The organism is Mesorhizobium sp. M4B.F.Ca.ET.058.02.1.1 (genome assembly GCF_003952505.1).
Lineage (GTDB): Bacteria > Pseudomonadota > Alphaproteobacteria > Rhizobiales > Rhizobiaceae > Mesorhizobium.
The window spans coordinates 5,256,859-5,281,062 of the sequence record NZ_CP034450.1; the positions used below are offsets into that span (position 1 = coordinate 5,256,859).

Below are 24,204 nucleotides of genomic sequence, written 5' to 3' on the forward strand. Positions count from 1 at the left end.
GGCGCCGGCGGGACAGCACCCTCCTCTGGCCTGCCGGCCATCTCCCCGCAAGGGGGAGATCAGCGGCTTCAGCGCGGACCTCCATTGTTGCAATGCCGGAGATTAGCGAAAGCCGAACAGAGGGGGTGTGAGGGAACTCGACGGGGGTGCCGTATGGACAGGCCGCGATCTTTCGCCGGCGGCTAAGTCGGATCCTCGCGGTGGAGATCGTGGATGGTGACGCTCTCGGCATTGGTCGGCAGCGTCAGCCACTGGCGGTGGCGCAGTGTGCGCTCGGTGTCCTCCAGCCCCATCTCCCAATGTTCGCGCATCGAGGTGCCGGAGAACTCGTAGTCCTTGGCGTGGCCCTCGTAGCCCTTGTGCTGGTAGATCAGGTGGACGATGTTGACGACGCCGGCGTCGGAATAATCGGCGATCAGGTCCCTCTCACCCTCCTTCAGCAGTTCGGGGGGAACGCGCTTCAGCGCGTCGAGCAGCTTCATCTTCAGCGCATGGATGCGCTGGAAATTGTCGGTGTTCTGGCGCGTGCGGCTGGAATACATGATGTCCTTGTGGCGCGACAGCACGTCGGCCATGCCGCGCGGCAAGGCGCCACGCGCGCTGAACAGGTCGACCTGGAACACCAGCGAGGAGCGGTCTTCTTCCTGGTCGAGCAGATATTGCAGCGGCGTGTTGGAGACGATGCCGCCGTCCCAGTAATATTCACCCTCGATGCGGATCGAGGGGAAAGCCGGCGGCAGCGCGCCGCTCGCCATGATGTGCTCCGGGCCGATGCGCACCTTGTCGGTGTCGAAATAGACGAAGTTGCCGGTCCTGACATTGACCGCGCCGACGCTCAGCCGCTTCCTGCCGTCGTTGAGGATGTCGAAGTCGATCAGGCTTTCCAGCGTGTCCTTGAGCTCGGCGGTGTTGTAGAAGCTGGTCGCGCCCTCGGCGCCCGGCTGCTCGAACCAGGGATTGGGCGAGCGAGGCTTGAAGAAGCCGGGCTGGCCCATCATCATCGTCATCCACGAAGAGGTGCGGTTGCGGATGTCGCGATAGATGTCGCCCTCTGGCGTATAGGCCCAGATCTTGCGCCCGGAGATCGTCTGCCAGAACTGCTCCAGCCGCTCCAGCCTACGGCTCGGCTCGTTGCCGGCGATGATCGAGGCGTTGATGGCGCCGATCGACACGCCGGAGAGCCAGGTCGGCTCGCAGCCGGCATCGGACAGCGCCTGGTAGACTCCAGCCTGATAGGCGCCGAGCGCGCCGCCGCCCTGGAACACCAGGGCGATGCGGTCATACTGCGCCGTTATTTCCTCGATCGAGGCGGCGACCGCCTTGTTTCGGGTGCGTTCAAGCACGGGCCTTCTCCGGCTGGGTTGCGTTCGCCCAGGAATGGCCGCGGTCGGCGAGATAGTCATGGACGACTTCGCCCAGCCCAAGCGTAAGGTCGGCGGTGAAGTGGACGGCCGACACGATGTCCAGCACCGGCAGCTTCGCCACGTCGGCCATGACATGAGGGCGAAGGTCGAGCGCGGCCGGCGCCGTCCAGGCCTCCTTCAGCGTCACGTCGGTAAGGTAGTAGCGAACCAGCTCGCAGATGCGCGGCGTGCCGTCGACATGCGGGATGATCTTGCTGAGGAAGTTGGGCGCGGCGAGCGAGGCGAGCACCTGGTCGTGGTCGGCCTCCTGGTGCTTGTAACCCATCGTGCTGGTGGCGCATAGGACGCTGCCATAGTGCAAGGTGCCGACAACCACCTCGCCCTCATGCACGATCTTGGGGCTGGCGAGCTTCTTCGGGAAACCCCAGAGCTCGCGGCCGCCGGCGATCGGCGCATCGTCGTCGAGATACATGGAATGGACATAGCCGCCGTGCTGGCCCTTGTAGCGCACGGGGATGACCTGGCCGGTCTCGGTATAGTCGCCGAAGCCGGTCGAATCCGGCATGCGGATGAACTCGTACTTGACCAGCGGCTCGTCGATCTCCAGCGGCGCCGGCACGACCGCCTCCAGCGCCTCGCGTGTCGTGCGGTAGGTGATGATGATGTATTCGCGGTCGAAGAAACGGTAAGGCCCGGGCGGGAATGATGGATTGGTGAGCGGCATCGCATAGGCGCGCTTCACGACGTCGTCGATTTTCAAGCTATTTACCCATCGGTTGCAGGAATAATACGCTCGAAACGCGCAGGAGGACTATGTTGCACGGCACCATGACAGTGCCATGTCATCGACCTTGAGGCCAGCACGCAGTCTCCTTTACAGCATCACAACATTGTAATCGCACCACATATGGTCATGACATTGTTATGTTGCGGCGCACAAACTATGTGCGGAAATATCCCCTTCAATCCTGTCGCGAGATCATCATGGGTTCCCTTTCCTCGAAGAACGCCCTCGTCACCGGCTCTACCAGCGGTATCGGCCTGGCAATCGCCCGCGCCTTTGCCGCCGAGGGCGCCAATGTCACCATCAACGGCCTCGGTGACGCAGCTGATATCGAGCAGGAGCGCGCCGGCATCGAGAAGGATTTCGGCGTCAAGTGCCGCTATTCCGATGCCAACATGATGGACGGCGCGGCCGTCAGCGCCATGGTGCGCGAGGCCGATGCGGCTTTCGGCAGCCTCGACATCCTGGTCAACAATGCCGGCATCCAGCATGTCGCGCCGATCGACGAGTTTCCCGACGACAGATGGGAAGCGATCATCCGCATCAACCTGCTGGCGGCCTTCTACGCCATCAAGGCGGCACTTCCCGGCATGAAGGCGCGCAAATGGGGCCGTGTCATCAACACGGCTTCCGCGCATGCGCTGGTCGCCTCGCCGTTCAAGTCGGCCTATGTCTCGGCCAAGCACGGGATTGCGGGCCTGACCAAGACGGTGGCGCTCGAAGTCGCCCAGGCAGGCATCACCGTCAACGCCATCGCGCCCGGCTATGTCTGGACGCCGCTGGTCGAAAAGCAGATCCCCGACACGATGAAGGCGCGCGGCATGACCGAGGAGCAGGTCAAGCACGACGTGCTGCTCGCCGCGCAGCCGACCAAGGAATTTGTCACCGTGGACGAGCTCGCCGCGCTGGCGCTGTTCCTGTGCTCGGACGCGGCCAAGCAGATCACCGGCACCACCCTGCCGATGGATGGCGGCTGGACGGCGCAGTAAGCGTCGCAAACCGCCGCGGGTATCGCTCGCGGAAGCTCATTCCTTGACAAGGGCGAGGGATCGTTCCAGCATCCTAGGCAAGGGGTTCCCCGCGACGACCCCGTGAGGCGTCAGCCCAACGTTCGCGTCCAAACTCTCTTTGTTCTGGAGGTGGACGCCATGCCGTCAACAACCGAAATCACCGTACAGCAACTTTCCCGTCTCGCCGGCCTGCCGGATGCGCCCGTCCTCGTCGACGTGCGCGTCGAGGAGGATTATCAAGCCGATCCGCGCCTGCTGCCGGCATCCAGCCGGCGCGATTTCAGGACCGTCCCGACCTGGGCGGCGGAGTTCACCGGCTCCAGGGTCGTCGTCATCTGCCAGAAGGGCCAAAAACTCTCGCAAGGCGTCGCCGCGTGGCTGCGCCATGAAGGGATAGCGGCGGAATCGCTGGAAGGTGGCTTCGAGGCCTGGGCGGCGGCCAAGGCGCCGCTGGTCACGGCCAGCGCGATTCCGCCCCGTGACGACAAGGGCCGCACGGTCTGGGTGACGCGGGCGCGGCCCAAGGTCGACCGCATCGCCTGCCCATGGCTGATCCGCCGCTTCGTCGATCCCAATGCGGTGTTCCTGTTCGTCGATGCGGCCGAGGTGCCGGCGGTGGCCGACCGCTTTGCGGCGGTTCCCTTCGACATCGACAATGTGTTCTGGAGCCATCGCGGCGAGCGCTGCACCTTCGACACGATGATCGAGGAATTCGGGCTGCGCTCGGAGGCCCTCGATCGCCTGGCCTTGATCGTGCGCGCCGCCGATACGGCACGGCTCGACATGGTGCCGCAAGCGGCGGGCTTCCTTGCCGCATCGCTTGGCCTGTCACGCATGTTCCGCGACGATCTCGAGCAGCTCGAGGCGGGCATGCTCATCTACGATTCCTTCTTCAGATGGTGCCGCGACGCCACCGAGGAAACGCACAACTGGCCGAGCGGGAGCAAGCCGTTATGAACGACCTCATGGCGGGCAACGATGCCGAGACCGCCCGTGTGCCGCCGGCGCCGAGTTTCAGGGAGGCGGTGCGGCTGTGGGCCAGGATCGGGCTGCTCTCCTTCGGCGGGCCGGCCGGGCAGATCGCCCTGATGCACAAGGAACTGGTCGAGGAGCGCCGCTGGATTGGCGAGCAGCGTTTCCTGCATGCGCTCAATTATTGCATGCTCCTGCCTGGTCCCGAGGCGCAGCAGCTTGCCGTCTATGTCGGCTGGCTGCTGCACCGGACCGCCGGCGGTCTCGTCGCAGGCATCCTGTTCGTGCTGCCGGGGGCGCTGGTGATGCTCGGCCTCAGCAGCTTCTACATGCTCTACAATGATGCGCCGGTCATCGAGGCGCTGTTTTTCGGCGTCAAGGCGGCGGTGCTGGCGGTGGTGGTCGAGGCCGTCATCCGCATCGGCAAGCGGGCGCTCAAGAACCGGGTGATGGTGGCGATCGCGGTCGCCGCCTTCCTCGCCATCTATGTCGTCAAGCTGCCGTTCCCGCTGATCATCCTGCTGGCCGGACTGGCTGGCTGGGTCGGCAACCGCGTCGCGCCGGCCCTGTTTTCCGGGTCGGCGCATGGCAAGAGTGGCGTTGCCGACGACAGCAAGGGCGCCGTCGACCTGATGTTCGAGCGCGGCGAACTCGAGCACACCAGGCCGACGAAGTGGCACGCGCCGCGCACCATCGCCATCTGGCTGCCGATCTGGCTCGGGCCGGTGGCGCTGATCGCGGCGCTGACCGGACCGGCCAGCGTCTGGTCGCAACTAGGCAGCTTCTTCAGCGTCATGGCGGTCGTCACCTTCGGGGGCGCCTATGCGGTTCTCGCCTATGTCGCGCAAGCGGCGGTGTCGTCGTTCGGCTGGCTGGCGCCCGGCGAAATGGTCGATGGGCTCGGCCTTGCCGAGACGACGCCCGGGCCGCTCATCCTGGTGCTGCAGTTCGTTGGTTTCGTCGCCGCATACCGGCACGCCGGCGCGATAAACCCGCTGCTCGGCGGGGCGCTCGGATCGCTGCTGACCTTGTGGGTGACCTTCGTGCCCTGCTTCTTCTGGATCTTTCTCGGCGCGCCCTACATCGAACAGCTACGGCAGAACAAGGCGCTGTCGGCGGCGCTCGGCGCGATCACCGCGGCCGTCGTCGGCGTGGTGATGAACCTGGCGCTTTGGTTCGCGCTGCATGTCGTCTTCGGCACGGTGCGCAGCGTCGGCCTGGGCATGGAGATCCCGGTGCTGTCGTCGCTCGACTGGCGCGCCGCGCTGCTTTCGATCGCAGCGATGGTCGCCATGCTCAGGCTCGGGGTCGGCATGCTTCCGACGCTGGCCGCATCGGCGCTGGCGGGGCTGGCGTTGCAGGCGCTTTGACGCCTGCGCCATCACGGCGGCACGCTGCAAGACGGCGGCGCATCGGTCTGGCCGCAACCGGTGCGGCCATCACGGCAGGGTGATTTCCGGTCCGATCGAACGACGTGGTGTTGTCGGCGGGCAGCATCGGGGGCTACACGCTTTGTGCGCTTTGCCGCAATGAGGCCCGGTGCCAGGATTGTCCTTTCGAGTTGGAACGCAGCATGACGCTACTGACGCGCCGCAACCTTCTGAAAACCACGGCGGTGGCCGGCGCGGCCGGTATCGGGCTGTGCGCCATGGGCAGGTTCGCCAGCCGGGCCTTGGCCAGGCCCGATCCGGTGATGCTGAAGACGGCGAGGATCGAGGCGAAGCTGATGGATGTCGGCCAGACCAGGGATGTGCTCACCTATGGCGAGGCCGGCATGCCGCCAGTGCTCAGGATGAAGAAGGGTGAGCCGTTCGCCGCGCGGCTGATCAACGGCCTCGACGATCCGACGACGATCCATTGGCACGGCATCCGCGTTCCCAACAAGATGGACGGCGTGCCGTTCCTGGTGCAGCCCTATGTCTACACCGGCGATCATTTCGACTACGCGTTCACGCCGCCGGACGCCGGCACCTTCTGGTATCACCCGCACTGCAACACGCTGACCCAGATGGGCCATGGGCTGACCGGCGTGATCGTGGTCGAGAACCCGAACGATCCGCAATTCGATGCCGAAATGGTGATCAATCTGCGCGACTGGCGACTCGGCGATGACGGCCAGTTCATCGACCAGTTCCGGCCTCGCGATGCAGCAAGGGCGGGCACCTATGGGACGGTGCGCACCGCCAACTGGCTCGACCAGCCGCAATTCGATGCGCCCGCCGGCGGTTTGGTGCGGCTGAGGGCCGCCATTACCGACGTCACCCGCGTCTACGCCTTCCGTGTCGAGGGAGCCGAGGCGGCAGTCGTCGCGCTCGACGGCAATCCCGTGCCGCAGCGCTTCGCGCCCGACGCCTTGCAACTTGGACCCGGCCAGCGGCTCGACCTTGCCATACGCATGCCCGACGACGAGGGTGCCATCGTCAGCCTCAGGGACGTCAGGGGCACCAAGCCCAAAATACTGGCGACGCTGCGCGCGGTCGGAAAGTCGCTTAGGCGCGACGTTCGCGATCTCGCGGCGCTGGAAGCCAATCCGGTGGCGGAGGTCGATGTCGCCAGCGCGAAGCACATTTCGCTGGCGCTCAGCGCCACCGCGGAAAACGTTCCGGCCGACGGCATCTGCGGCTCGCTCGGTTACAGTTTCTGGGCGATCAACAAGGTGCCGTGGCCGGGCGACACGCCGGACCCGACCGCGCCGCTGGCCGAACTGAAGCTCGGCAGGAGCTATGTCATCGACATGGAGAACCTGACGCCGCAATCGCACCCGATCCATCTGCATGGGATGAGCTTCAAGGTGCTGTCGTCGTCGACGCGCCGGGTCCAGCCGCTCGTCTCCGACACCTATCTCATCCAGCCCGCCGAGAAGGTTCAGCTGGGTTTCGTGGCCGACAATCCCGGCGACTGGCTGCTGCATTGCCACATCATCGAGCACCAGAAGTCGGGGATGACGAGCTATATCCGGGTAGCCTGAAAGGACTGGTCGCAACGCATGACGGCGGCTCGCGGCGCGGGCAAAGGCTGGTTTTTTCGCAGCCACTCCGGATGTTGCGCCCCGGCGTTTCCAAACTTGAACGGGTGCCATTTCCAAAACTCGCGACCGCGCATTTACAACTAACATGTTAGTGTGATAAAGCTGCCCACATAGTGACATCAGGAGAGCTTTCGCAGTGACTTCGCGCTTTGGTCTTTCGGTCGCCCTGGCGACGCCTTTTCACGCGTCCGGGCAGATCGCGGTTCCCGCGATGGTCGCGCAGGCCAAGGCTTGCCTTGGCGCCGGCTGCGGCAGCGCTACGCTGTTCGGCACCACCGGCGAAGGTGCCTCGATCGGCACCGAAGAGCGGCGCCGCATCATCGAGGCCATGCTTGCCGCCGGCATCCCGGCGCATCAGCTCGTTTCCGGCGTGCTTGTCGATGCGGCCGAAGACGCGGCCGAGCAGGCGCGGCACGCGCTGCAACTGGGCGCCCGCAACATCCTTTTGGCGCCGCCGAGCTATTTCAAGAATGTCGGCGAGGACGGACTGTTCGGATGGTTTGCCGCCGTCTTCGCGGCGCTGGGTCCGCTGGCCCGCGATATCCTGCTCTACAACATCCCGTCGGTCACCATGGTGCCGTTGCCGCTCAGCCTGATTAGCCGGCTGCGCACTGCCTTTCCGAACGTGGTCGCAGGTGTCAAGGATTCGGGTGGCGACTGGAGCTACAGCGAGGCGCTGCTTGCCGCGCATGGCGACCTGGTGATCCTGATTGGCGACGAGCGGCACCTGGCGAGAAGCGTGCGCCGGGGCGGGCAGGGCGCCATTTCCGGCATGGCCAATTTCGTCACCGGCGAGATCCGCGCCATGGCGGTGGAGGGTCGCGACGATGCCCGGGTCGAGAATTTCGTGCTCGAACTGCTCAAATTTCCGGTCATACCGGCGGTCAAGGCGATGCTGGCGCGCCGAACCGGCGATGACGGCTGGCTCGCGGTTCGTCCGCCGCTGGAGCCGACCTCCCAGCAGGGGCGCAAGCAGCTTGCCGCAGCCTATGACCAATTGTTTGCGACAGAGCCGGCCTGACCGGCAAAGGAAGCGCTGAATGGAAGACAGCAGCGAACCGGCGACCCTCAGGGAAAAGGCCTATGCCAGCTTCACCCGGCATTTGCTGGCGCGCGATCTGAGGCCCGGGCAGTTCGTGTCGCAGCGCGAACTGGTTGCCTTCACCGGGCTGCCGCTCGGCGCCATCCGCGAGATCGTGCCGCGGCTCGAAGCCGAGGGCCTGCTCACCACCATTCCGCAGCGCGGCATGCAGATCGCGCATATCGACATCAACCTGATCCGCGAGGCCTTCCAGTTCCGCCTGTTCATGGAGCGCGAGGCGGTGGCGCTGTTCACCGTCAATGCCGCCGATGCCGAGCTCGCCCGTTTGCGGCGCGAGCATGAGGAGATGCTCGCTGAGGCGCTGGCGCAGCCGGCGACGCCGGAGATGGAGGCAAAGGCGCAGGCCATCGACTGGGCCATGCATGACACCTTCATCGACGCGCTGGACAACGAGATCATCGCCAAGGCCTACCTTGTCAATTCGGTGAAGATCCGGCTGATCCACCAGGAGCGGTTCCGCATCGACGGCCGCGTCGTGCCGGTCATGCGCGAGCACCTGGCGGTGATCGAGGCCATGGAAAGCCGCAACCCGCAAAAGGCGGTCGAGGCGATCAGCCTGCACATCGACAATGCGCGCCGGCTGGCGCTGCAGATCTGAGGGAAATGAGCCGCGCCGCGGCAGCGGCGCAATCCACAACGACAGCAACCCGGGAGGAAGAAATGTCGTCCAATCCGTTTACCCCAACCAGAAGGCAGCTGCTTGCCGGAACCGCCGCTCTTGCCGCCGCCGGCCTCGCCGGCCTGCGCCCCGGCTTTGCCGCCGGCGTCGACTGGAAGCGCTTTGCCGGCACCACGCTCGACGTCAATCTGGTCAAGAGCCCGCGCAGCGACACGCTGATAAAATACCTCGCCGAGTTCGAGGAACTGACCGGCATGAAGGTCAATGCCGAAGCGACGCCCGAACAGCAGCAGCGCCAGAAGACGGTGATCGAGCTCAGCTCCGGCAAGCCGAGCTTCGATGTCGTGCATCTCAGCTACCACGTGCAGAAGCGGCAGTTCGAGAAGGGCGGCTGGCTGGCCGATATCTCCGGCTATCTCGCCGATCCGACGCTCACGGATTCGGCGCTGGTCGAGGGTGACTTCGCCGATGCCGGCATGGTCTTCGCCAAGGACGCGCAAGGCGCGCTGCGCTCGCTGCCGTTCTCGGTCGACTACTGGATCCTCTACTGGAACAAGGAGCTGTTCGAGGCCAAGGGCCTCAAATATCCCGAGACGTTCGAGCAGCTGGTCGCCGCCGCCGAGGCGCTGACCGATGCTTCAGCCAACACCTATGGTTTTGTCGCCCGCGGACTGAAGAACGCCAACACGCCGGTGTGGACGTCGCTGATGCTGGGCTACGACATGACGCCGCTCGACGCCGACGGCAAGCTGCGCACCCTCTCGCCCGAGGCGGTCGAGGCCGCTGGCCTCTACCAGCGGCTGATGACCAAATCGGCGCCTCCCGGCGTTACCGGCTTCAACTGGGCCGAGGCGCAGTCCGCCTTCCTCCAGGGCAAGATCGGCATGTGGTTCGACGGTGTCGGATTCGCCCCGCCGATGGAGAATCCGGAAAAGTCGAGAGTGGTCGGCAAGGTCGGCTATGGCGTCATGCCCAAAGGGCCCAAGGCGCATGCCTCGGGCACGTTCGGCGACGGCATCGGCGTCACGGCGGCCAGCGAGAAGAAGGAGGCCGCCTATCTGTTCTGCCAGTGGGCGGTGTCGCCCGTCATGGGCGCGCGGCTGCTGCAGGCGGGCGCCGGCGTGCCGTTCCGCAAGTCGGTGCTGGAGGATCCCAAAGTACGCGAAGGCGTCACCATGCCGGCAAGCTGGCTCGACGCCGTGGTCGGATCCGGCAATGTCAGCCGGCTGGCGCTGCCGGTCATCATCCCGGTGACCGAGTTCCGCGACATCTATGGCGTGGCGCTGAGCAACATGATCGCCGGCGCCGATCCGGCGGAGGAGCTGAAGAAGGCCACCGAGCAGTTCCAGCCGGTCCTCGACCGGAGCGAGCAAGGCTGATGTCCGCCACCACCCCAGAACGGGCCGGGGTGACGATGGAAGCCATGGAAGGGAGCCAGACGGTGCGTCTGGCTCCCAACTACTGGCCCTTCGTCCTGCCGGCGCTCGTCGTCGTCGGCGCGGTGATCGTCTTTCCCTGGGCCTTCACGCTGTGGATGAGCGTCAACAGCTGGACGCTCGGCCAGTCGCGCAGCTTTGCCGGCATGGAAAACTATCTCCGCCTGGCGAGCGACCCGCGGTTCTGGGAATCGCTCTGGCATACGCTGACCTACACCTTCCTGTCGGTCGTCGCGCCGATGTTCCTCGGCACCGTCGCCGCACTGATCTTCGATGCAAAGGTCCCGCTGCGCGGCCTGCTGCGCGGCATCTTCGTGATGCCGATGATGGCAACGCCGGTCGCCGTGGCGCTGGTGTGGACGATGATGTTCCACCCGCAGCTCGGCGTGCTCAACTATCTCCTGTCGCTGGTCGGCATTCCGGCGCAGGAATGGATATTCAACGCCAAGACGGTCATTCCCTCGCTGGTCGCGGTCGAGACCTGGCAGTGGACGCCGCTGGTGATGCTGATCGTGCTGGGCGGGCTGGCCTCGGTGCCGCGCGAGCCGTTCGAGAGCGCCGAGATCGACGGCGCCAATGCCTGGCAGCAGTTCCGCTACCTGACGCTGCCGATGATCGCGCCGTTCCTGATGATTGCCGTCATCATCCGCACCATCGATGCGCTTAAAAGCTTCGACATCATCTACGCCATGACCCAAGGCGGTCCGGGCACGGCGTCGGAAACCATCAACATCTATCTCTACAACACCGCCTTCTCCTACTACGACATCGGCTACGGCTCGGCCATGGCCGTGGTGTTCTTCGTTGTGATCGTGGCGCTGTCCTTCATCCTGTTGATGCTGCGCCAGCGCTCGCAATGGATCAACGCGGAGGGCAAATAAGATGACGTCACGCCTCATCAACCGGATCGGACTGTTCTTCGCGGCCCTGGTCCTCGTCTCGCCGGCGATCCTGTTCTTCCTCTGGATGATCTCGCTGTCGCTGAAATTCGAGATCGACAACGGCGCCTATCCGCCGATCCTGATTCCCGAGCACTTCGCCTGGTCAAACTATGTGAAGGTGTTCGAGGAGAACAACTTCCTGCTCTATCTGGGGAATTCGGTGCTGGTCACCGGCACGGCGACGCTGCTGGCGCTCCTGATCGGCGTGCCGGCCGGCTACGGCATCGCCCGGCTGAAGGCCGAACGGTCGGCGGTCGTCATAATGATCGCCCGCATGACGCCCGGCCTTTCCTATCTGATCCCGCTGTTCCTGCTGTTCCAGTGGATCGGCATCCTCGGCACGCTGTGGCCGCAGATCATCATCCATCTGGTGGTGACAGTGCCGATCGTCGTCTGGGTGATGATCGGCTATTTCGAGACGACGCCGATGGAGCTGGAGGAGGCGGCCAGCATCGACGGCGCCAGCTCATGGCAGGTGTTCCGGCTGGTGGCGCTGCCGATCGCCAAGCCCGGCATCGTCGTCGCCTTCATCCTGTCGGTTATCTTCTCGTGGAACAATTTCGTCTTCGGCGTGGTGCTCGCCAGCCGCGAGACGCGGACCTTGCCAGTCGCCGTCTACAACATGCTGTCCTACGAGCAGGTGAGCTGGGGGCCGCTCGCCGCGGCAGCACTCGTGGTGACGCTACCGGTGCTGGTGCTGACCCTGTTCGCGCAAAGGCAGATCGTCGCCGGGCTGACCGCCGGCGCGGTCAAGGGCGGCTGAGGCCGGTCCGACATTACACGTTTGTGGAGACATGAAATGGCATCGGTGACCATCAACAACGTGCAGAAGGCTTTTGGGACCGCCAAGATCATCCACGATGTCAGCGTCGACATCGCCGATGGCGAGTTCGTCATCCTGGTCGGGCCGTCGGGCTGCGGGAAGTCGACGCTGCTGCGCATGATCGCGGGGCTGGAGACGATCTCGGCTGGCAAGATCGCCATCGGCGAGCGGGTCGTCAACGAGCTCAGGGCGCGCGACCGCAACATCGCCATGGTGTTCCAGAACTACGCGCTCTATCCGCATATGACGGTGGCCGACAATATGGGCTTCGCGCTGAAGATCAAAAGAGCCGATCCGGCCGACACGGCAAGCCGGGTCAAGCGGGCGGCAAGCATACTCGGCCTGGAAAAGCTGCTCGACCGCTATCCGCGCCAGCTTTCCGGCGGCCAGCGCCAGCGCGTCGCCATGGGCCGCGCCATCGTGCGCGACCCGCAGGTGTTCCTGTTCGACGAGCCGCTCTCCAACCTAGACGCCAAGCTGCGCGTGCAGATGCGGGGCGAGATCAAGGCGCTGCACCAGCGGCTGGGCACCACCACCATCTATGTCACGCACGATCAGATCGAGGCCATGACCATGGCCGACAAGATCGTCGTGCTGCATGACGGGCTGGTCGAGCAGATCGGCGCGCCGCTCGACCTATACGATCGTCCGGCCAATCTGTTCGTCGCCGGTTTCATCGGCTCACCGTCGATGAACTTCATCCGCGGCCGCATCGAGGAAGGCGTGTTCCGCAGCACCAGCGGGCTGACGCTGCCGCTGCCGGACGACATCCACCCGGCACGGGTCCCGGACTGCGAGCTCGTCTACGGCGTCCGTCCTGAACATATCCGTGCACGCAGCGAGGGCATTGCCGGCACCGTGACGCTTTTGGAAGCGACAGGTTCGGAGATCTTCGCCACGGTGGATTGCGCCGGCGAGGAAATCTCCTGCCTGTTCCGCGAGCGGCTCGCGCTGAAGCAGGGCCAGGCGGTGCATATCGAGGCCGACCGCGCCTGCGCCCATCTGTTCGAGGCGAGCACTGGCCGGCGCATCTGAACGGCTCGCGTCGACACCGCCGGGGTGGGTCGTCGTGCCAGCTTGCCGGCGCGCCCGGGTGGTGCTTAGGTGCGCCGTCAATGGGCGGGATGTGCCGTGGATCAGCGATGTGAATCGTCGGGGAAGAACTCCGTTCGGACAATTGTAACCGTTCGATGAGGCCGGCCGCCGATTTCCCAGCAGGGCACCGTCTTGTCCTGGCCGTGGCGCGGCTGCTGATCACGCTTCGTCACCCGATGCTTGTGGCGCGGTTTGCGAGGAAGATGGGCTACTGGCCCAATCCCGCCGCGCCCGAGCGTTATAATGAATGCATGCTCTGGCGAAGGCTGATCGACCACAATCCGCTGTTCGTCACGCTGTCGGACAAGCTCGCCGCGAAGGACTATGTCCACGCCGTCTGCCCGGAGCTGGAAGTGCCGAAGACGTTGTGGCGCGGCCGCGATCCCGACGACATCCCGTCGGCGTTGCTCGACGACGCGGTGGTGGTCAAAGCCAACCATGGCTGCGACATGAACATTTTCGTCTCGGGCGGCCAGCCGGATCGCGCCTCCATCGTACGTCAGCTAAGGCTGTGGCTGGGCAAGCGGCAGGGTCGTCGCAACAGCGAATGGGCCTACTGGCGGATCGTGCCGGAGGTGTTCGTCGAGGAGATGCTGCCGCTCGCCGGCGGCGAGATCGCCACCGAGATCAAGGTCCAGGTCTGCAGCGGCGTCGTCTGCCATGTCAGGGCCGAGGACAAGAAGGCGCTCAAGTCGCGACTGTTTGATCCTGACGGCAACCCTTTGGCGGGGCGCGACATCGACTATCCGCGCGAGGATCAGGCGCTGCCCGTCACCGCCCGCCTCGTCGAATTGACTAGGCAAGCTGCCCTGATTGCGCCGCGCATCGCCGGCGATCTCGATTATGTCCGCGTCGATTTCCTGGTCACGCGCGAGCGGCTGTACGCCGGCGAGATCACTGTCTATTCGGCCGGCGGTTATGCAACCTGGAGCAATCCAGCCATCATGGCGGACATCGAGCGGCGCTGGCGGCTCGACCAATCGGACTATCTGCGCAAGCAGCATAGCGGGCTTGCCCGGCTCTACGCCGGTGCGCTGCGCTCAAAATGCCTCCGGGCCCACGGCAGTCCGAAGCCTGTTCCCGTTGCCGAAATCCACCCGCGCCTGGGCATGCCGGACCCGCGCGAGCCCTGAGCGTCCGGCCTGGCGGCCTGTGCAGGTCATCTTGGACCGCAATGCTGCACAGGCACCGACTTCTCACCGTGGCAAATCGAGATGCGGGTTTGTTTTCTCATTCGAAGACGGACGGGAGAAAGTCCGTTCGCTTTGGACATTTCGCTCAAGGGCTGCGCCCGGATCGTACTTGGCGGTTCAGGCCGCATACCTCTGAACCACGCCCGGCTGCCTTGACCACTGGGCATACCAGCTGTCGAACAGCTTGAGCTGTGCCTCGGCATAGCCGCGCTGGCTGTCGGTCAAGGCATCCGTCTCGTTGAAGTGCAGCCGGTATTCGGGATTACCCTTCAGCACCATCATGTGCTTGAAATAGAGCACCAGGTCCGGACCCTCGTCGAAGGAGGAGAGAACAGCGAGCGCGGCGTCCAGTTCCTGCGCGCGCTGGCGGGCTTCGGCGTCGCCCTTGGCGGCGGCCTGGCTGAGCCCGACGAGGTGCAGGACCTCCTTTGGCAAGACATTGCCGATGCCGGTGATCGCGCCGGACGCGCCGCAATTGACGAAGCCGTGGAAGACGGCGGTGTCGACGCCGATCATCAGCGCCACCTCATCGTCGCGGCTGGTGATGTTTTCGGCCGCATAGCGCAGATCCGACGGTCCGCCGAACTCCTTGAAGCCGACGAGGTTGGGATGTTCGGCGCGCAGCGCGAAGAACAGATCGGCGCGCGTGGCGAAGCCGTAATAGGGGCTGTTGTATATGACCGCGGGCAATTCGGGCGCGGCCGCGAGGACTGCCTTGAAATGGTGGCGCTGCGCGGTGACCGAAGGTCCGCGCGACAAGACGCGCGGGATCACCATCAGGCCTCGGGCGCCGACCTTCTGTGCATGGGCGGCATGCGCCACGGCGCTGGCGGTATTGACCGCGCCGGTTCCGACGATCACCGGCACGCCGGCCTTCACCAGGCGCTCGACCCCCTCCATGCGCTGCGCGTCAGTCAGCAGCGGCCAATCGCCCATCGAGCCGCAATAGACGACGGCCGACATGCCGGCGGCAATCAGCTCCCGCCCCTTGCGAACGAGCGCCTCGAAGTCGGGCTGGCGGTCTTCCGTGCACGGGGTCATCAGAGCCGGCATGCAGCCGGAAAAGACATTGGCGGTCATTCGGGTTCTCCCTTGAGGCTGGCGAACGGGCCGGCTGCCCATTCTGTCCCGGCGCCGGTCGTCTGTCACGGCTTCTTATCCTCTTATCGAGCAATCGCCACAGCTGGGCGGCGCCGGCCGGCGGCACCAAGCCGCTGTTCGACCCCATCGCCTTCGCGTGGCCGGGAGCGGATAATCATCCTTATGGACGATTTTTTTCAACGATCATTCGCCGTTTCGGTATCTTCTTGCGAGGTGGTTTGCTTTGATGGCCACGGAGGCGTGCGAGATGCCGGGACCGATATCGAACCATCGTGGAATGGCAGCGGTCCTGCTCTTGGCAATCTGCCGGTGCCGATTCCCGAAGGTTGAAGAGCAGGGACATGGCGCGGGATGATTTTGCGAATGATTGCATACATCGCGCGCCACAAGTGCGTAGCCTCGTCGCACTAGAGAACAGCCTTACAGGGAGCAACAATGCGCACCAAAGCCTCTATTCGTGTCGTCGGTTGTCATGCTGAAGGGGAGGTCGGCGACGTCATCGTGGGCGGCGTGCTGCCGCCGGCGGGCCGCACGATGATGGACAAGATGATCACGATGGAGCGCGATCACGACCATATCAGGCGCATGCTGATCTGCGAGCCGCGCGGCAGCGTCGCGCGGCACGTCAACCTGCTCGTTCCCTCGACGCGCAAGGATTGCGCAGCAGGCGCCATCATCATGGAGCCGACGGAATATCCGCCGATGTCCGGTTCCAACACCATATGCATCGCCACGGTGCTGCTCGAGACCGGCATGGTGCCGATGCAGGAGCCAGAGACCCGCTTCAAGCTCGACATGCCGGGCGGCGTCATCGAGGTGCGCGCCGAATGCCGCGACGGCAAATGCGTCTCGATCACCTTCCGCAACGCGCCTGCCTTTGTCGACCGCCTCGACGCCGGCATCGAGGTGGAAGGGCTCGGCACTCTTAAGGTCGATATCGCCTATGGCGGCATGTTCTACGCCATCGTCGATGCCACGGCGCTCGGCTTCTCGGTCGCCCCGGACGAGGCGCGCGAACTGGCCGTGGCCGGCGAGAAAATCCGACGGGCCGCGCGCGAACAGCTCGATGTCATCCATCCGGAATTCGACCATGTGCGCGGCGTCTCGATCGTGCAGTTCGCCATGCCGTTCCAAGGGCCGGGCAATGTCACGCGCAACACCTGCATCGTCTCGCCGGGACGCTCCGACCGCAGCCCGACGGGGACCGGCACGTCGGCCCGTATGGCGGTGTTGCAGGCCAGAGGCCTGATGGGCGTGGGCGACGTGCTCACCCATGAATCGATCATCGGCTCCCGCTTCACAGGCAGGATCGTGGACCTGACGGAAATCGGCGGGCGCAAGGCGATCGTCCCGGAGATCACCGGCCGGGCCTGGATCACCGGCGAGCATGCCTATTATCTCGATCCGACGGACCCGTACCCGGAGGGCTATGTGCTGTCGGATACCTGGGGCACTTCCACCTCGATGAAGCAATAGCCGCCCGGCCGCGAGCCAGAGCTGGACACCGCACCGCCACAAAGGCTGGCCGAAACCGAACGGACGATGCCTATACCCTGGTGAAAATCGATATCTATCCCTGCCGCCGTGCCAATCGGCGGCGGTCTCGCCAAACCATTGAAAAGCATGGTGATCCCGACAGGAATCGAACCTGTGACCTACAGATTAGGAATCTGCCGCTCTATCCTACTGAGCTACGGGACCACGCGGCCCGACACATAGCCGCTTCGGACCGGTTCGCCAAGAGGCGGACTGAAAGCAAAATCAGTCCGCCGTTTCGCAAAACTCACACTTGCCCCGACTTCTGCGCATGCCCGGCTACGGTCCGCGGAGGATCCACGTCCTTGCCGGGAACCGGCCTCAGGCGGCCAGAGCGGTCTCCGCGAGCTTCACCCAATAGCTCATGCCATGCGGAATGACCTCGTCGTTGAAATCGTAGGCCGGGTGGTGCAGGCCGGCCGTGTCGCCGTTGCCGATGAAGATGAAGGCGCCCGGCCGCGCTTCCAGCATGTAGGAGAAATCCTCGCCGCCCATCACCGGCTGGATGGAGCGGTGCACCTGTGAATTGCCAGCGATATCGGCGGCGACGTCGGCTGCAAAGACCGTCTCTTCCGCATGGTTGAAGGTGACCGGATAGTTGGGCTCGTAGTCGAAGGTGATGGTGGCGCCAAAGGCGGCGGCCAGGCCGTCGCAAAGGGCGCGAATGCGCTCCTCGGCCTTCTTGGCCACTTCCTTCTTCAGCGAGCGCACCGTGCCGGCGATCTCGGCGCTCTCGGGGATGACGTTGTAGGCGTCGCCGGCGTGGAATTTCGTCACCGACACCACCACCGACTCGACCGGGTCGGTGCTGCGCGAGGCGATCGTCTGCATCGCTCCGACAAGCTGGCTGGTGATGACGATCGGATCGATGGTGCCGTGCGGCATGGCCGCATGGCCGCCCCGGCCCTTGACGGTGATGGTGAATTCGGCGGTCGCCGCCATGATCGGGCCCGGCCTGATGGCGAACTGGCCGACCGGCAGGCCCGGCATGTTGTGCATGCCGAACACCTTGGAGATGCCGAAGCGTTCCATCATGCCGTCCTTGACCATCTCGTTGCCGCCGCCGCCGCCCTCCTCGGCCGGCTGGAAGATGACCGCGACCGAGCCGGTGAAATTGCGGGTTTCGGAGAGATATTTGGCGGCACCCAAAAGCATCGCCGTGTGGCCGTCATGGCCGCAGGCATGCATCTTGCCGGGAACAGTCGAGGCGTAGGGCTTGCCGGTGATTTCGTTGATAGGCAACGCGTCCATGTCGGCGCGCAGCCCAATCGTCGTGCCATCGCCGTTGCGGCCGCGGATGATGCCGACGACGCCGGTCTTGCCCAGGCCCGTCACCACCTCGTCGCAACCGAATTCCTTAAGCTTCCCGGTGACGAAGGCCGCCGTCTTGAAGACATCGAAGTTCAGCTCCGGCGTCTGGTGCAGGTGGCGGCGCCAACCGGCGACCTCGTCTTGCATCTCGGCGGCGCGGTTCAAAATCGGCATGATGGTCCCATTTCATCGTTGGAGCAGCCAGTTGCAGCCTGCTGCATTATAGTTGTGATTGCCAGGCGCTTTGCCATGTTGACGTCACATAGGGTAAATAGCACCGCAACAATGCAGCCCGGGAAATCGAGGGCCGGGCCGCACCATGCTGGCGATCGCGTAACGAAATCTTACGGAGCCAGGGGCGACTACGGCAAGAGGCGATTTCGGATTCCATGATGCGGCACGGGCATTTCCTCAAACTATTGCTGGCCGGCGCGCTGGCCTTGCCGATGCTGGCGGGCGTCGCGCGCGCCAATCCTTTGATCCTGTTCGACCTGAAGAGTGGCAAGATCCTTGAGCACCAGGACGCTTTCAAGCGCTGGTACCCGGCGTCGCTGACCAAGCTGATGACGGCCTATGTGACGTTCCGGGCCATCGCCGCCGGTGAGGTCACGCTCGATTCGCCGATCAAGGTGACGAAGCATTCTGCCGGCGAGCCGCCCAGCAAGATGGGCTTCAAGCCGGGCTCGGTGATGCGGCTCGACAATGCGCTGAAGATGATGCTGGTCAAGTCGGCCAACGACATCGCCATGGCCGTTGGCGAAAATATCGGTGGCACGCAGGCGGCCTTCGCCGACCGGATGAACGCGGAAGCGGCGCGTCTCGGCATGACCGGAACACATTTCGTCAATCCGAACGGGCTCTATTCGCCGGACCAGTACACCACCGCGCGCGATCTCGCGCTGCTGGTGATGGCGATCCGCGGCGAGTTCCCGCAATACGCGCCCTGGTTCTCGATCGAGGGGCTCGCCGTCGGCAAGAAGGCGCTCCCCAACTACAATCTGTTGATCGGCCGCTATCCGGGCGCCGATGGCATGAAGACCGGTTTTGTCTGTTCCTCGGGCTTCAACATGATCGGCTCGGCGACGCGCAACGGTCGCACACTGGTCGCCGTGGTGCTTGGCGAGAAATCGGCGGTCAGCCGTGCCGAGACGGCGGCGAAGCTGCTCGACCAGGGCTTTGACACGCCGACCACAGGGTCGACGACACTCGCCGCGCTGCCGTCCTATGGCGACACGATCTCGGCCAACGATTTGCATGACGAGATCTGCAAGAAGAAGACCAAGGCGGAGCAGTCGGAAGCAGCGCCCGCTCCGGCCAAGGATGCGCCGAAGTCGCCTTATCAGGTCAAGCTCGACCACCCAACCCTGGTCGCCGTCGGGCTCGGCGGCGCCGACGGGCCGACGCCGAAGGCGATGCTCGATCAGGCCGGCAAGGAATATGCTGACGTGCCGCTGCCGAGCTGGCGGCCCGACATTCCGGCGCCGACGGGCGCCGAACCGGCCGCAACCGGGACGGCCGCGGCCGCCGCGCAGGGCGACCAGCCGGTCAAGGTCGCGAACTAGCCCGATGGGCGGCAGCTTTCCCATCCCGGTCTCGGTGCTCACCGGCTTCCTCGGCGCCGGCAAGACGACGCTGCTCAACCGGCTGCTGAAGGACCCGCAACTTACCGACACGGCGGTCATCATCAACGAGTTCGGCGAGGTGGCGATCGACCATCTGCTGGTCGAGCAGGCCTCAGACGGCATCATCCAGCTTTCCGACGGCTGCCTGTGCTGCACGGTGCGCGGCGAACTGGTCGATACGCTGGCCGACCTCGTCGACCGGCTGCAGACCGGCCGCATCGCCAGGCTGGCGCGTGTCGTGGTCGAAACCACCGGGCTTGCCGATCCGGCGCCGGTGCTGCAGTCGATCATGGCGCATCCGGCGCTGGTGCAGGCTTTCCGGCTCGACGGCGTGATCACTCTGGTCGATGCGGTCAACGGCAATGCAACCCTCGACGCTCATGTCGAGGCGGTGAAGCAGGTGGCGGTCGCCGACCGCATCGTGCTCACCAAGACCGACCTCGCCACCGATGCCGGCGATGTCGCGGCGTTGCGAGCGCGCCTGCGTCAGCTCAATCCCGGCGCCGTTCTGCTCGATGCCGATGACAGCGAAACCGGCGCCGCGGCGCTGTTCGACTGCGGGCTCTACAACCCCGAAACCAAATCGGCCGATGTGCAGCGCTGGCTGGGCGAAGAGGCTGGTCATCATCACCATGATCATGATGGCCACCACCACCATCATGGCGACGATCATCATCACGATCACCAGCATCGCCACGATTCGCGTGTGCGCTCGCATTCGCTGGTCCATGACGGTCCGGTGCCGTTCTCGGCGATCGAGATGTTCCTCGATCTGCTGCGCTCGACGTATGGCGAGAAGCTGCTGCGCATGAAGGGCGTCATCGAATTGCTGGAGGATCCGTCGCGGCCGCTGGTCATCCATGGCGTGCAGAAGATCCTGCACCCGCCGGCAAGGCTGCCGGCCTGGCCGGAGGGCAATCGCGGCACCAGGCTGGTGCTGATCACGCTCGACATGCCGGAGGACTATGTGCGCCGGCTGTTCGCCGCCCTCACCAACAGGCCGTCGATCGACACGCCCGACCGCGCGGCGCTGGAGGACAATCCGCTGGCCATAGCCGGGCGACGGTAAGGGCCAGGACCGCGAACTCAGGCGGCGCCGCGCTCGACCAGGAAGCGATGGCCGCCGGACACCGCCGCCGTTTCGACGAGCTGATGGCCTGCGTCCGAGCAGAAGGCCGGAATGTCGATGACGGCAAGCGGATCGGTGGTTTCCAGCCAGATCAGGCTGCCTGGCCGCATCGCGGCCAGCCGCTTCTTCGCCTTTAGCACGGGGAGGGGACAGTTCAGCCCCTTGAGATCGTAGACGGCGGGGCGCTTTTCTCTTTTTTCAAGCATGTCGTTGTCCCAAAACCGCCCTACACTTTGGGCGACATGCATCAGCCAAAACCTCAGCCGCCGAACATGCCGAGCAGCTTCTTCTTCAGCTTCGTCACCGTGCCGTCGTCGGCGCTCGCGGCCTGCGTTTCGGCTGCCGGTTCGGCCGCTTCGACGCCCGCGGTGGTGACCGGCTGCTGGGCAGCCTGCTTGGCGGCTTCCGCCTCGGCCAATGCCTGGGCCTTGGCAGCTTCCTTGGCGGCCTTGGCTGCCTGTATGGCTGCGAGCCGCTGTTCCTCGGCCTTGCGCTTGGCTTCCTTCTCGGCGTCGAGCGCGGCCATCTTGCGGCCGAGCGGCGAATCGATACGGCCCATGCGCGCGGTCTCGGTCACCGAGCCGTCGCCGTTCATCGATGGCGGGTCGATCGGCACGCGCTCGCCGCGGGCGCGGCGCTTCGACCAGTCGGAAACGATGCTGGCTTCCTTGATGCCGGCAATCGTCGGCTTGGGCGCCGGCGCGCTGGACTTGACCGCGCCGTTGAAGGCCGAGTCATAGGTGCTCTGATAGGCGCTATAGGCGCTCTTCAGCGAATCCGGCTGCGTGGTGGCGGGGCAGGGCCCGGTGGGATCGAAGGTCGTGCCTTCGGGAGCCACTTGATTGAAGACGTAGCGCTTTTCGCAGACGTCGACCTTCGGCGGCACCTTGGTGATCTCGAAATTGTCGTAGCCGACCTTCAGCATCTTCCAGAAATCGTAGTTCGGGTCGTTGCGGTAGCGCGCCATGTTGGCGGCGGTCATGCGGAACGGAAAGGCCTGGATCTGGAACTCGGTCTGCCCGCCCTGGAAGGCATCGCGGCCGAAGGCGTAGATCTGCTCGATCTGGGCATCGGTCATCGAATAGCAGCCCGACGACGAGCAGGCGCCATGCACCATCAGGTTGGAGCCGGTGCGGCCATTGGCGCGGTCATAGGCGTTGGGATAGCCGATGTTGAAGGACAGATGGTAGTTCGAGCGCGGGTTCATCTGCGAGGGCCGGACCGTATAGAAGCCTTCCGGCGCCTGGCGGTCGCCTTCCGTGTACTTCGGCCCGAGCTTGCCCGACCATTTGCAGATGTCGTAGCTGGCCACCATCTCGTAGCGGCCATTGGTCTTGGCCTTCCAGATCTCCAGCTTGCCCTCTTCCTTGAAGATACGGGCCATCACCGACGAGGTGCGGACCATGCCCTTGGCCTTCATGTCGGCCAGGATCTTGTCCGGCAGCGGCTTGTTGGCCTCCGGCGCGAAATCCTTCATCGAGGAATCGTTGCAGCCGGCGACGCCGATGGCGGCGATCAGGACTCCGGTACGGGCAAGCTTGGCAAACATGGTACGGCTTAGTCTTTCCCTCGGGCCACGGGTTCAACCGCCAGGCCCGCACGCTGAACATGAGCGGACCGTAAGCCCGTTAACCTTGAAAAATCCTTACCGCAAGCCTCGAACGACCCCTCGCGGCAATTTCATTGAGCCGAACGCGGCGGCATTTTTGTGGCGGAATCGTGCCCGTACACCACTTTGCCGCGTAGCGGCCGAAGCTATTCCAGGGCGATCAGACGTTTTGACAGAAACGGATTTGACGGGGACTAGTTGACGTCGGTGCCAGTGCCATTGCTGTTGCCGTTTTCCACTGGCGGCTGGGAAGTCGCTTGTTGGGCCGTCAGTGCTTGCAGGCGGGCCGCTTTGATCAGCGTGGGTTTCTCGTATTTCTTCATTTCAAATCCCCCGAAACGAGAAGCTTAATTAGCAGCCGTTAAAGCAAAGTGTCTATGGCGGCCCCGCTCCGAACCACCGGATCGCCGCCTGGACCACCGATGTGGGTGGCGCCTTCCGGACGGAAAACCGTTCCAAACGTTTGATGGAACTGCCCGGATATAAAGCGCGTCGGGCTGAAACGGTGTTAGGCGATGCGCCTTAAGCCCTCCCAGAACCGCCCACATTTCCGGGCACTAGAGGCTGCGTCCCATGGCCAGGTATTTCTCGCGACGCTGCTCACGGAAATCGGTGTTGGCGCCGGCAAAATCCTTCATCGTCTTGGCGATGAGGTCGCCGGTGGCGGCGATCACCGTCTCCGGCGCCCGATGGGCGCCGCCGAGCGGCTCGGGGACGATGGCGTCGATGATCTTCATTTCGTAAAGATCCTGGGCGGTGATCTTCATGTTGGTCGCCGCGTCCCTGGAGCGGGTGGTGTCGCGCCACAGGATCGAGGCTGCGCCCTCCGGCGAGATCACCGAATAGATGGCATGCTCCAGCATGTAGACCCGATTGGCGGTGGCGATGGCGATGGCACCGCCCGAACCGCCTTCGCCGATCACCACCGAGATCGACGGTACCTTGAGCGCCAGACAGGCCGAGGTCGAGCGGGCAATCGCCTCGGCCTGGCCGCGTTCCTCGGCGCCGACGCCGGGATAGGCGCCGGCGGTGTCGACCAGCGTCAGAAGCGGGATCTTAAAGCGGTCGGCAAGCTCCATCAGCCGCACCGCCTTGCGGTAGCCTTCCGGCCGCACCGAGCCGAAATTGTGCTTCAGCCGGCTCGCCGTGTCCGAGCCCTTCTCCTGGCCGATCACCGCCACCGGCTCGCCTCGGAAGCGGGCGAAGCCGCCGACGATCGCCTGATCCTCGCCGAAATTGCGGTCGCCGGCGAGCGGCGTGAAATCGCTGAGCAGGCCCTTGATGTAGTCGACGCAATGCGGCCTGTCGGGATGGCGCGCCACCTGCACCTTCTGCCAGGGCGTCAGCGCCTTGTAGGCCTCGCGCAGCGCATCGCGCGAGCGCTTCTCCAGCCGGCTGATCTCGTCGCCGACATCGACGGCCTCGCCGTTCTCGGCAAGCTTCTTCAGTTCCAGGATCTTGCCTTCGAGATCCTGCACCGGCTTTTCGAAATCGAGGTAGTTGTACATTCTTGAGCGGACCGACAGTTC

General features: G+C 64.7%; 22 protein-coding genes and 1 tRNA gene. 14 read left to right on the forward strand and 9 right to left on the reverse strand.

The features are described 5' to 3' along the window. Positions 1 to 182: 182 nt before the first annotated feature. On the reverse strand, positions 183 to 1,343 hold the full coding sequence (locus tag EJ073_RS25540) for a patatin-like phospholipase family protein (RefSeq protein ID WP_126058027.1): 1,161 nt from the start codon (positions 1,341 to 1,343) through the stop codon (positions 183 to 185). Next, positions 1,336 to 2,124, reverse strand: a complete 789-nt coding sequence (locus EJ073_RS25545; RefSeq protein ID WP_126058028.1) for an acetoacetate decarboxylase — start codon at positions 2,122 to 2,124, stop codon at positions 1,336 to 1,338. The genes EJ073_RS25540 and EJ073_RS25545 overlap by 8 nt, the downstream gene beginning before the upstream one ends. Before the next feature lie 224 nt (positions 2,125 to 2,348). Here EJ073_RS25545 and EJ073_RS25550 point away from each other — a divergent pair, with 224 nt between their 5' ends. From EJ073_RS25550 to EJ073_RS25600, 11 genes are all read left to right on the forward strand, one after another. Continuing rightward, positions 2,349 to 3,137, forward strand: a complete 789-nt coding sequence (locus tag EJ073_RS25550) for a 3-hydroxybutyrate dehydrogenase (protein WP_126058029.1) — start codon at positions 2,349 to 2,351, stop codon at positions 3,135 to 3,137. Positions 3,138 to 3,296: 159 nt separating this feature from the next. After that, positions 3,297 to 4,115, forward strand: coding sequence for a sulfurtransferase/chromate resistance protein (locus EJ073_RS25555; RefSeq protein WP_126058030.1), 819 nt, complete (start codon positions 3,297 to 3,299; stop codon positions 4,113 to 4,115). Next, positions 4,112 to 5,500, forward strand: coding sequence for a chromate efflux transporter (gene chrA / locus EJ073_RS25560; RefSeq protein WP_126058031.1), 1,389 nt, complete (start codon positions 4,112 to 4,114; stop codon positions 5,498 to 5,500). Before EJ073_RS25555 ends, chrA begins: the two co-directional genes overlap by 4 nt. Positions 5,501 to 5,703: 203 nt before the next feature. Beyond that, the gene (locus EJ073_RS25565; protein ID WP_126058032.1) at positions 5,704 to 7,098 is read left to right on the forward strand and encodes a multicopper oxidase family protein; all 1,395 of its coding nucleotides are present in this window, start codon (positions 5,704 to 5,706) and stop codon (positions 7,096 to 7,098) included. A gap of 196 nt (positions 7,099 to 7,294) precedes the next feature. Continuing rightward, entirely contained in the window at positions 7,295 to 8,179 is an 885-nt protein-coding gene (locus tag EJ073_RS25570; RefSeq protein ID WP_126058033.1) for a dihydrodipicolinate synthase family protein, read from the forward strand. Positions 8,180 to 8,198: 19 nt separating this feature from the next. After that, entirely contained in the window at positions 8,199 to 8,858 is a 660-nt protein-coding gene (locus EJ073_RS25575; protein WP_126058034.1) for a GntR family transcriptional regulator, read from the forward strand. Between the two features lie 62 nt (positions 8,859 to 8,920). Beyond that, positions 8,921 to 10,258 carry a sugar ABC transporter substrate-binding protein gene (locus tag EJ073_RS25580; protein ID WP_126058035.1) on the forward strand — a complete coding sequence of 446 codons (1,338 nt, stop codon included), beginning with the start codon at positions 8,921 to 8,923 and terminating at the stop codon, positions 10,256 to 10,258. Continuing rightward, positions 10,258 to 11,196 carry a sugar ABC transporter permease gene (locus EJ073_RS25585; RefSeq protein ID WP_126058036.1) on the forward strand — a complete coding sequence of 313 codons (939 nt, stop codon included), beginning with the start codon at positions 10,258 to 10,260 and terminating at the stop codon, positions 11,194 to 11,196. The genes EJ073_RS25580 and EJ073_RS25585 overlap by 1 nt, the downstream gene beginning before the upstream one ends. A 1-nt stretch (position 11,197) precedes the next feature. After that, a complete protein-coding gene (locus tag EJ073_RS25590) occupies positions 11,198 to 12,019 on the forward strand; it encodes a carbohydrate ABC transporter permease (protein WP_126058037.1) in 822 nt (273 codons plus the stop codon). Positions 12,020 to 12,055: 36 nt separating this feature from the next. Beyond that, positions 12,056 to 13,114, forward strand: coding sequence for a sn-glycerol-3-phosphate ABC transporter ATP-binding protein UgpC (gene ugpC / locus EJ073_RS25595; RefSeq protein ID WP_126058038.1), 1,059 nt, complete (start codon positions 12,056 to 12,058; stop codon positions 13,112 to 13,114). A 155-nt stretch (positions 13,115 to 13,269) separates the two neighbouring features. After that, positions 13,270 to 14,307 (forward strand): ATP-grasp fold amidoligase family protein, encoded by a 1,038-nt coding sequence (locus tag EJ073_RS25600; RefSeq protein WP_126058039.1) that lies wholly within the window; start codon positions 13,270 to 13,272, stop codon positions 14,305 to 14,307. A 177-nt stretch (positions 14,308 to 14,484) separates the two neighbouring features. Here EJ073_RS25600 and EJ073_RS25605 read toward each other — a convergent pair whose 3' ends face one another. Next, positions 14,485 to 15,447, reverse strand: coding sequence for a dihydrodipicolinate synthase family protein (locus tag EJ073_RS25605; RefSeq protein ID WP_126058040.1), 963 nt, complete (start codon positions 15,445 to 15,447; stop codon positions 14,485 to 14,487). Positions 15,448 to 15,903: 456 nt separating this feature from the next. On the opposite strand from EJ073_RS25605, the gene EJ073_RS25610 reads away from it, so the two are divergent. After that, positions 15,904 to 16,944: a proline racemase family protein gene (locus tag EJ073_RS25610; protein ID WP_126058041.1), complete on the forward strand. Its 1,041-nt coding sequence runs from the start codon at positions 15,904 to 15,906 to the stop codon at positions 16,942 to 16,944. Between the two features lie 148 nt (positions 16,945 to 17,092). Here the strand turns inward: EJ073_RS25610 and EJ073_RS25615 are convergent. Next, positions 17,093 to 17,169, reverse strand: a tRNA-Arg gene (locus tag EJ073_RS25615). Between the two features lie 156 nt (positions 17,170 to 17,325). Beyond that, complete coding sequence (locus EJ073_RS25620; RefSeq protein ID WP_126058042.1) at positions 17,326 to 18,489, reverse strand: M20 aminoacylase family protein; 1,164 nt, start codon at positions 18,487 to 18,489, stop codon at positions 17,326 to 17,328. Positions 18,490 to 18,707: 218 nt separating this feature from the next. Between EJ073_RS25620 and EJ073_RS25625 the strand changes: the two genes are divergently transcribed. Then, entirely contained in the window at positions 18,708 to 19,877 is a 1,170-nt protein-coding gene (locus EJ073_RS25625; protein ID WP_126059344.1) for a D-alanyl-D-alanine carboxypeptidase family protein, read from the forward strand. A 4-nt stretch (positions 19,878 to 19,881) separates the two neighbouring features. Beyond that, on the forward strand, positions 19,882 to 21,006 hold the full coding sequence (locus EJ073_RS25630) for a GTP-binding protein (protein WP_126058043.1): 1,125 nt from the start codon (positions 19,882 to 19,884) through the stop codon (positions 21,004 to 21,006). 17 nt (positions 21,007 to 21,023) lie between these two features. Here EJ073_RS25630 and EJ073_RS25635 read toward each other — a convergent pair whose 3' ends face one another. The 4 genes from EJ073_RS25635 to EJ073_RS25645 all read right to left on the reverse strand — a co-directional run bounded on the left by EJ073_RS25635 (position 21,024) and on the right by EJ073_RS25645 (position 24,183). Next, positions 21,024 to 21,272, reverse strand: a complete 249-nt coding sequence (locus EJ073_RS25635) for a sulfurtransferase TusA family protein (RefSeq protein ID WP_126058044.1) — start codon at positions 21,270 to 21,272, stop codon at positions 21,024 to 21,026. Positions 21,273 to 21,325: 53 nt separating this feature from the next. After that, a complete protein-coding gene (locus tag EJ073_RS25640; RefSeq protein WP_126058045.1) occupies positions 21,326 to 22,615 on the reverse strand; it encodes a murein L,D-transpeptidase family protein in 1,290 nt (429 codons plus the stop codon). Positions 22,616 to 22,869: 254 nt separating this feature from the next. Then, positions 22,870 to 22,998, reverse strand: a complete 129-nt coding sequence (locus tag EJ073_RS32830; protein ID WP_281033022.1) for a hypothetical protein — start codon at positions 22,996 to 22,998, stop codon at positions 22,870 to 22,872. A 234-nt stretch (positions 22,999 to 23,232) separates the two neighbouring features. After that, positions 23,233 to 24,183 carry an acetyl-CoA carboxylase carboxyltransferase subunit alpha gene (locus EJ073_RS25645; RefSeq protein WP_126058046.1) on the reverse strand — a complete coding sequence of 317 codons (951 nt, stop codon included), beginning with the start codon at positions 24,181 to 24,183 and terminating at the stop codon, positions 23,233 to 23,235. Positions 24,184 to 24,204 lie beyond the last annotated feature (21 nt).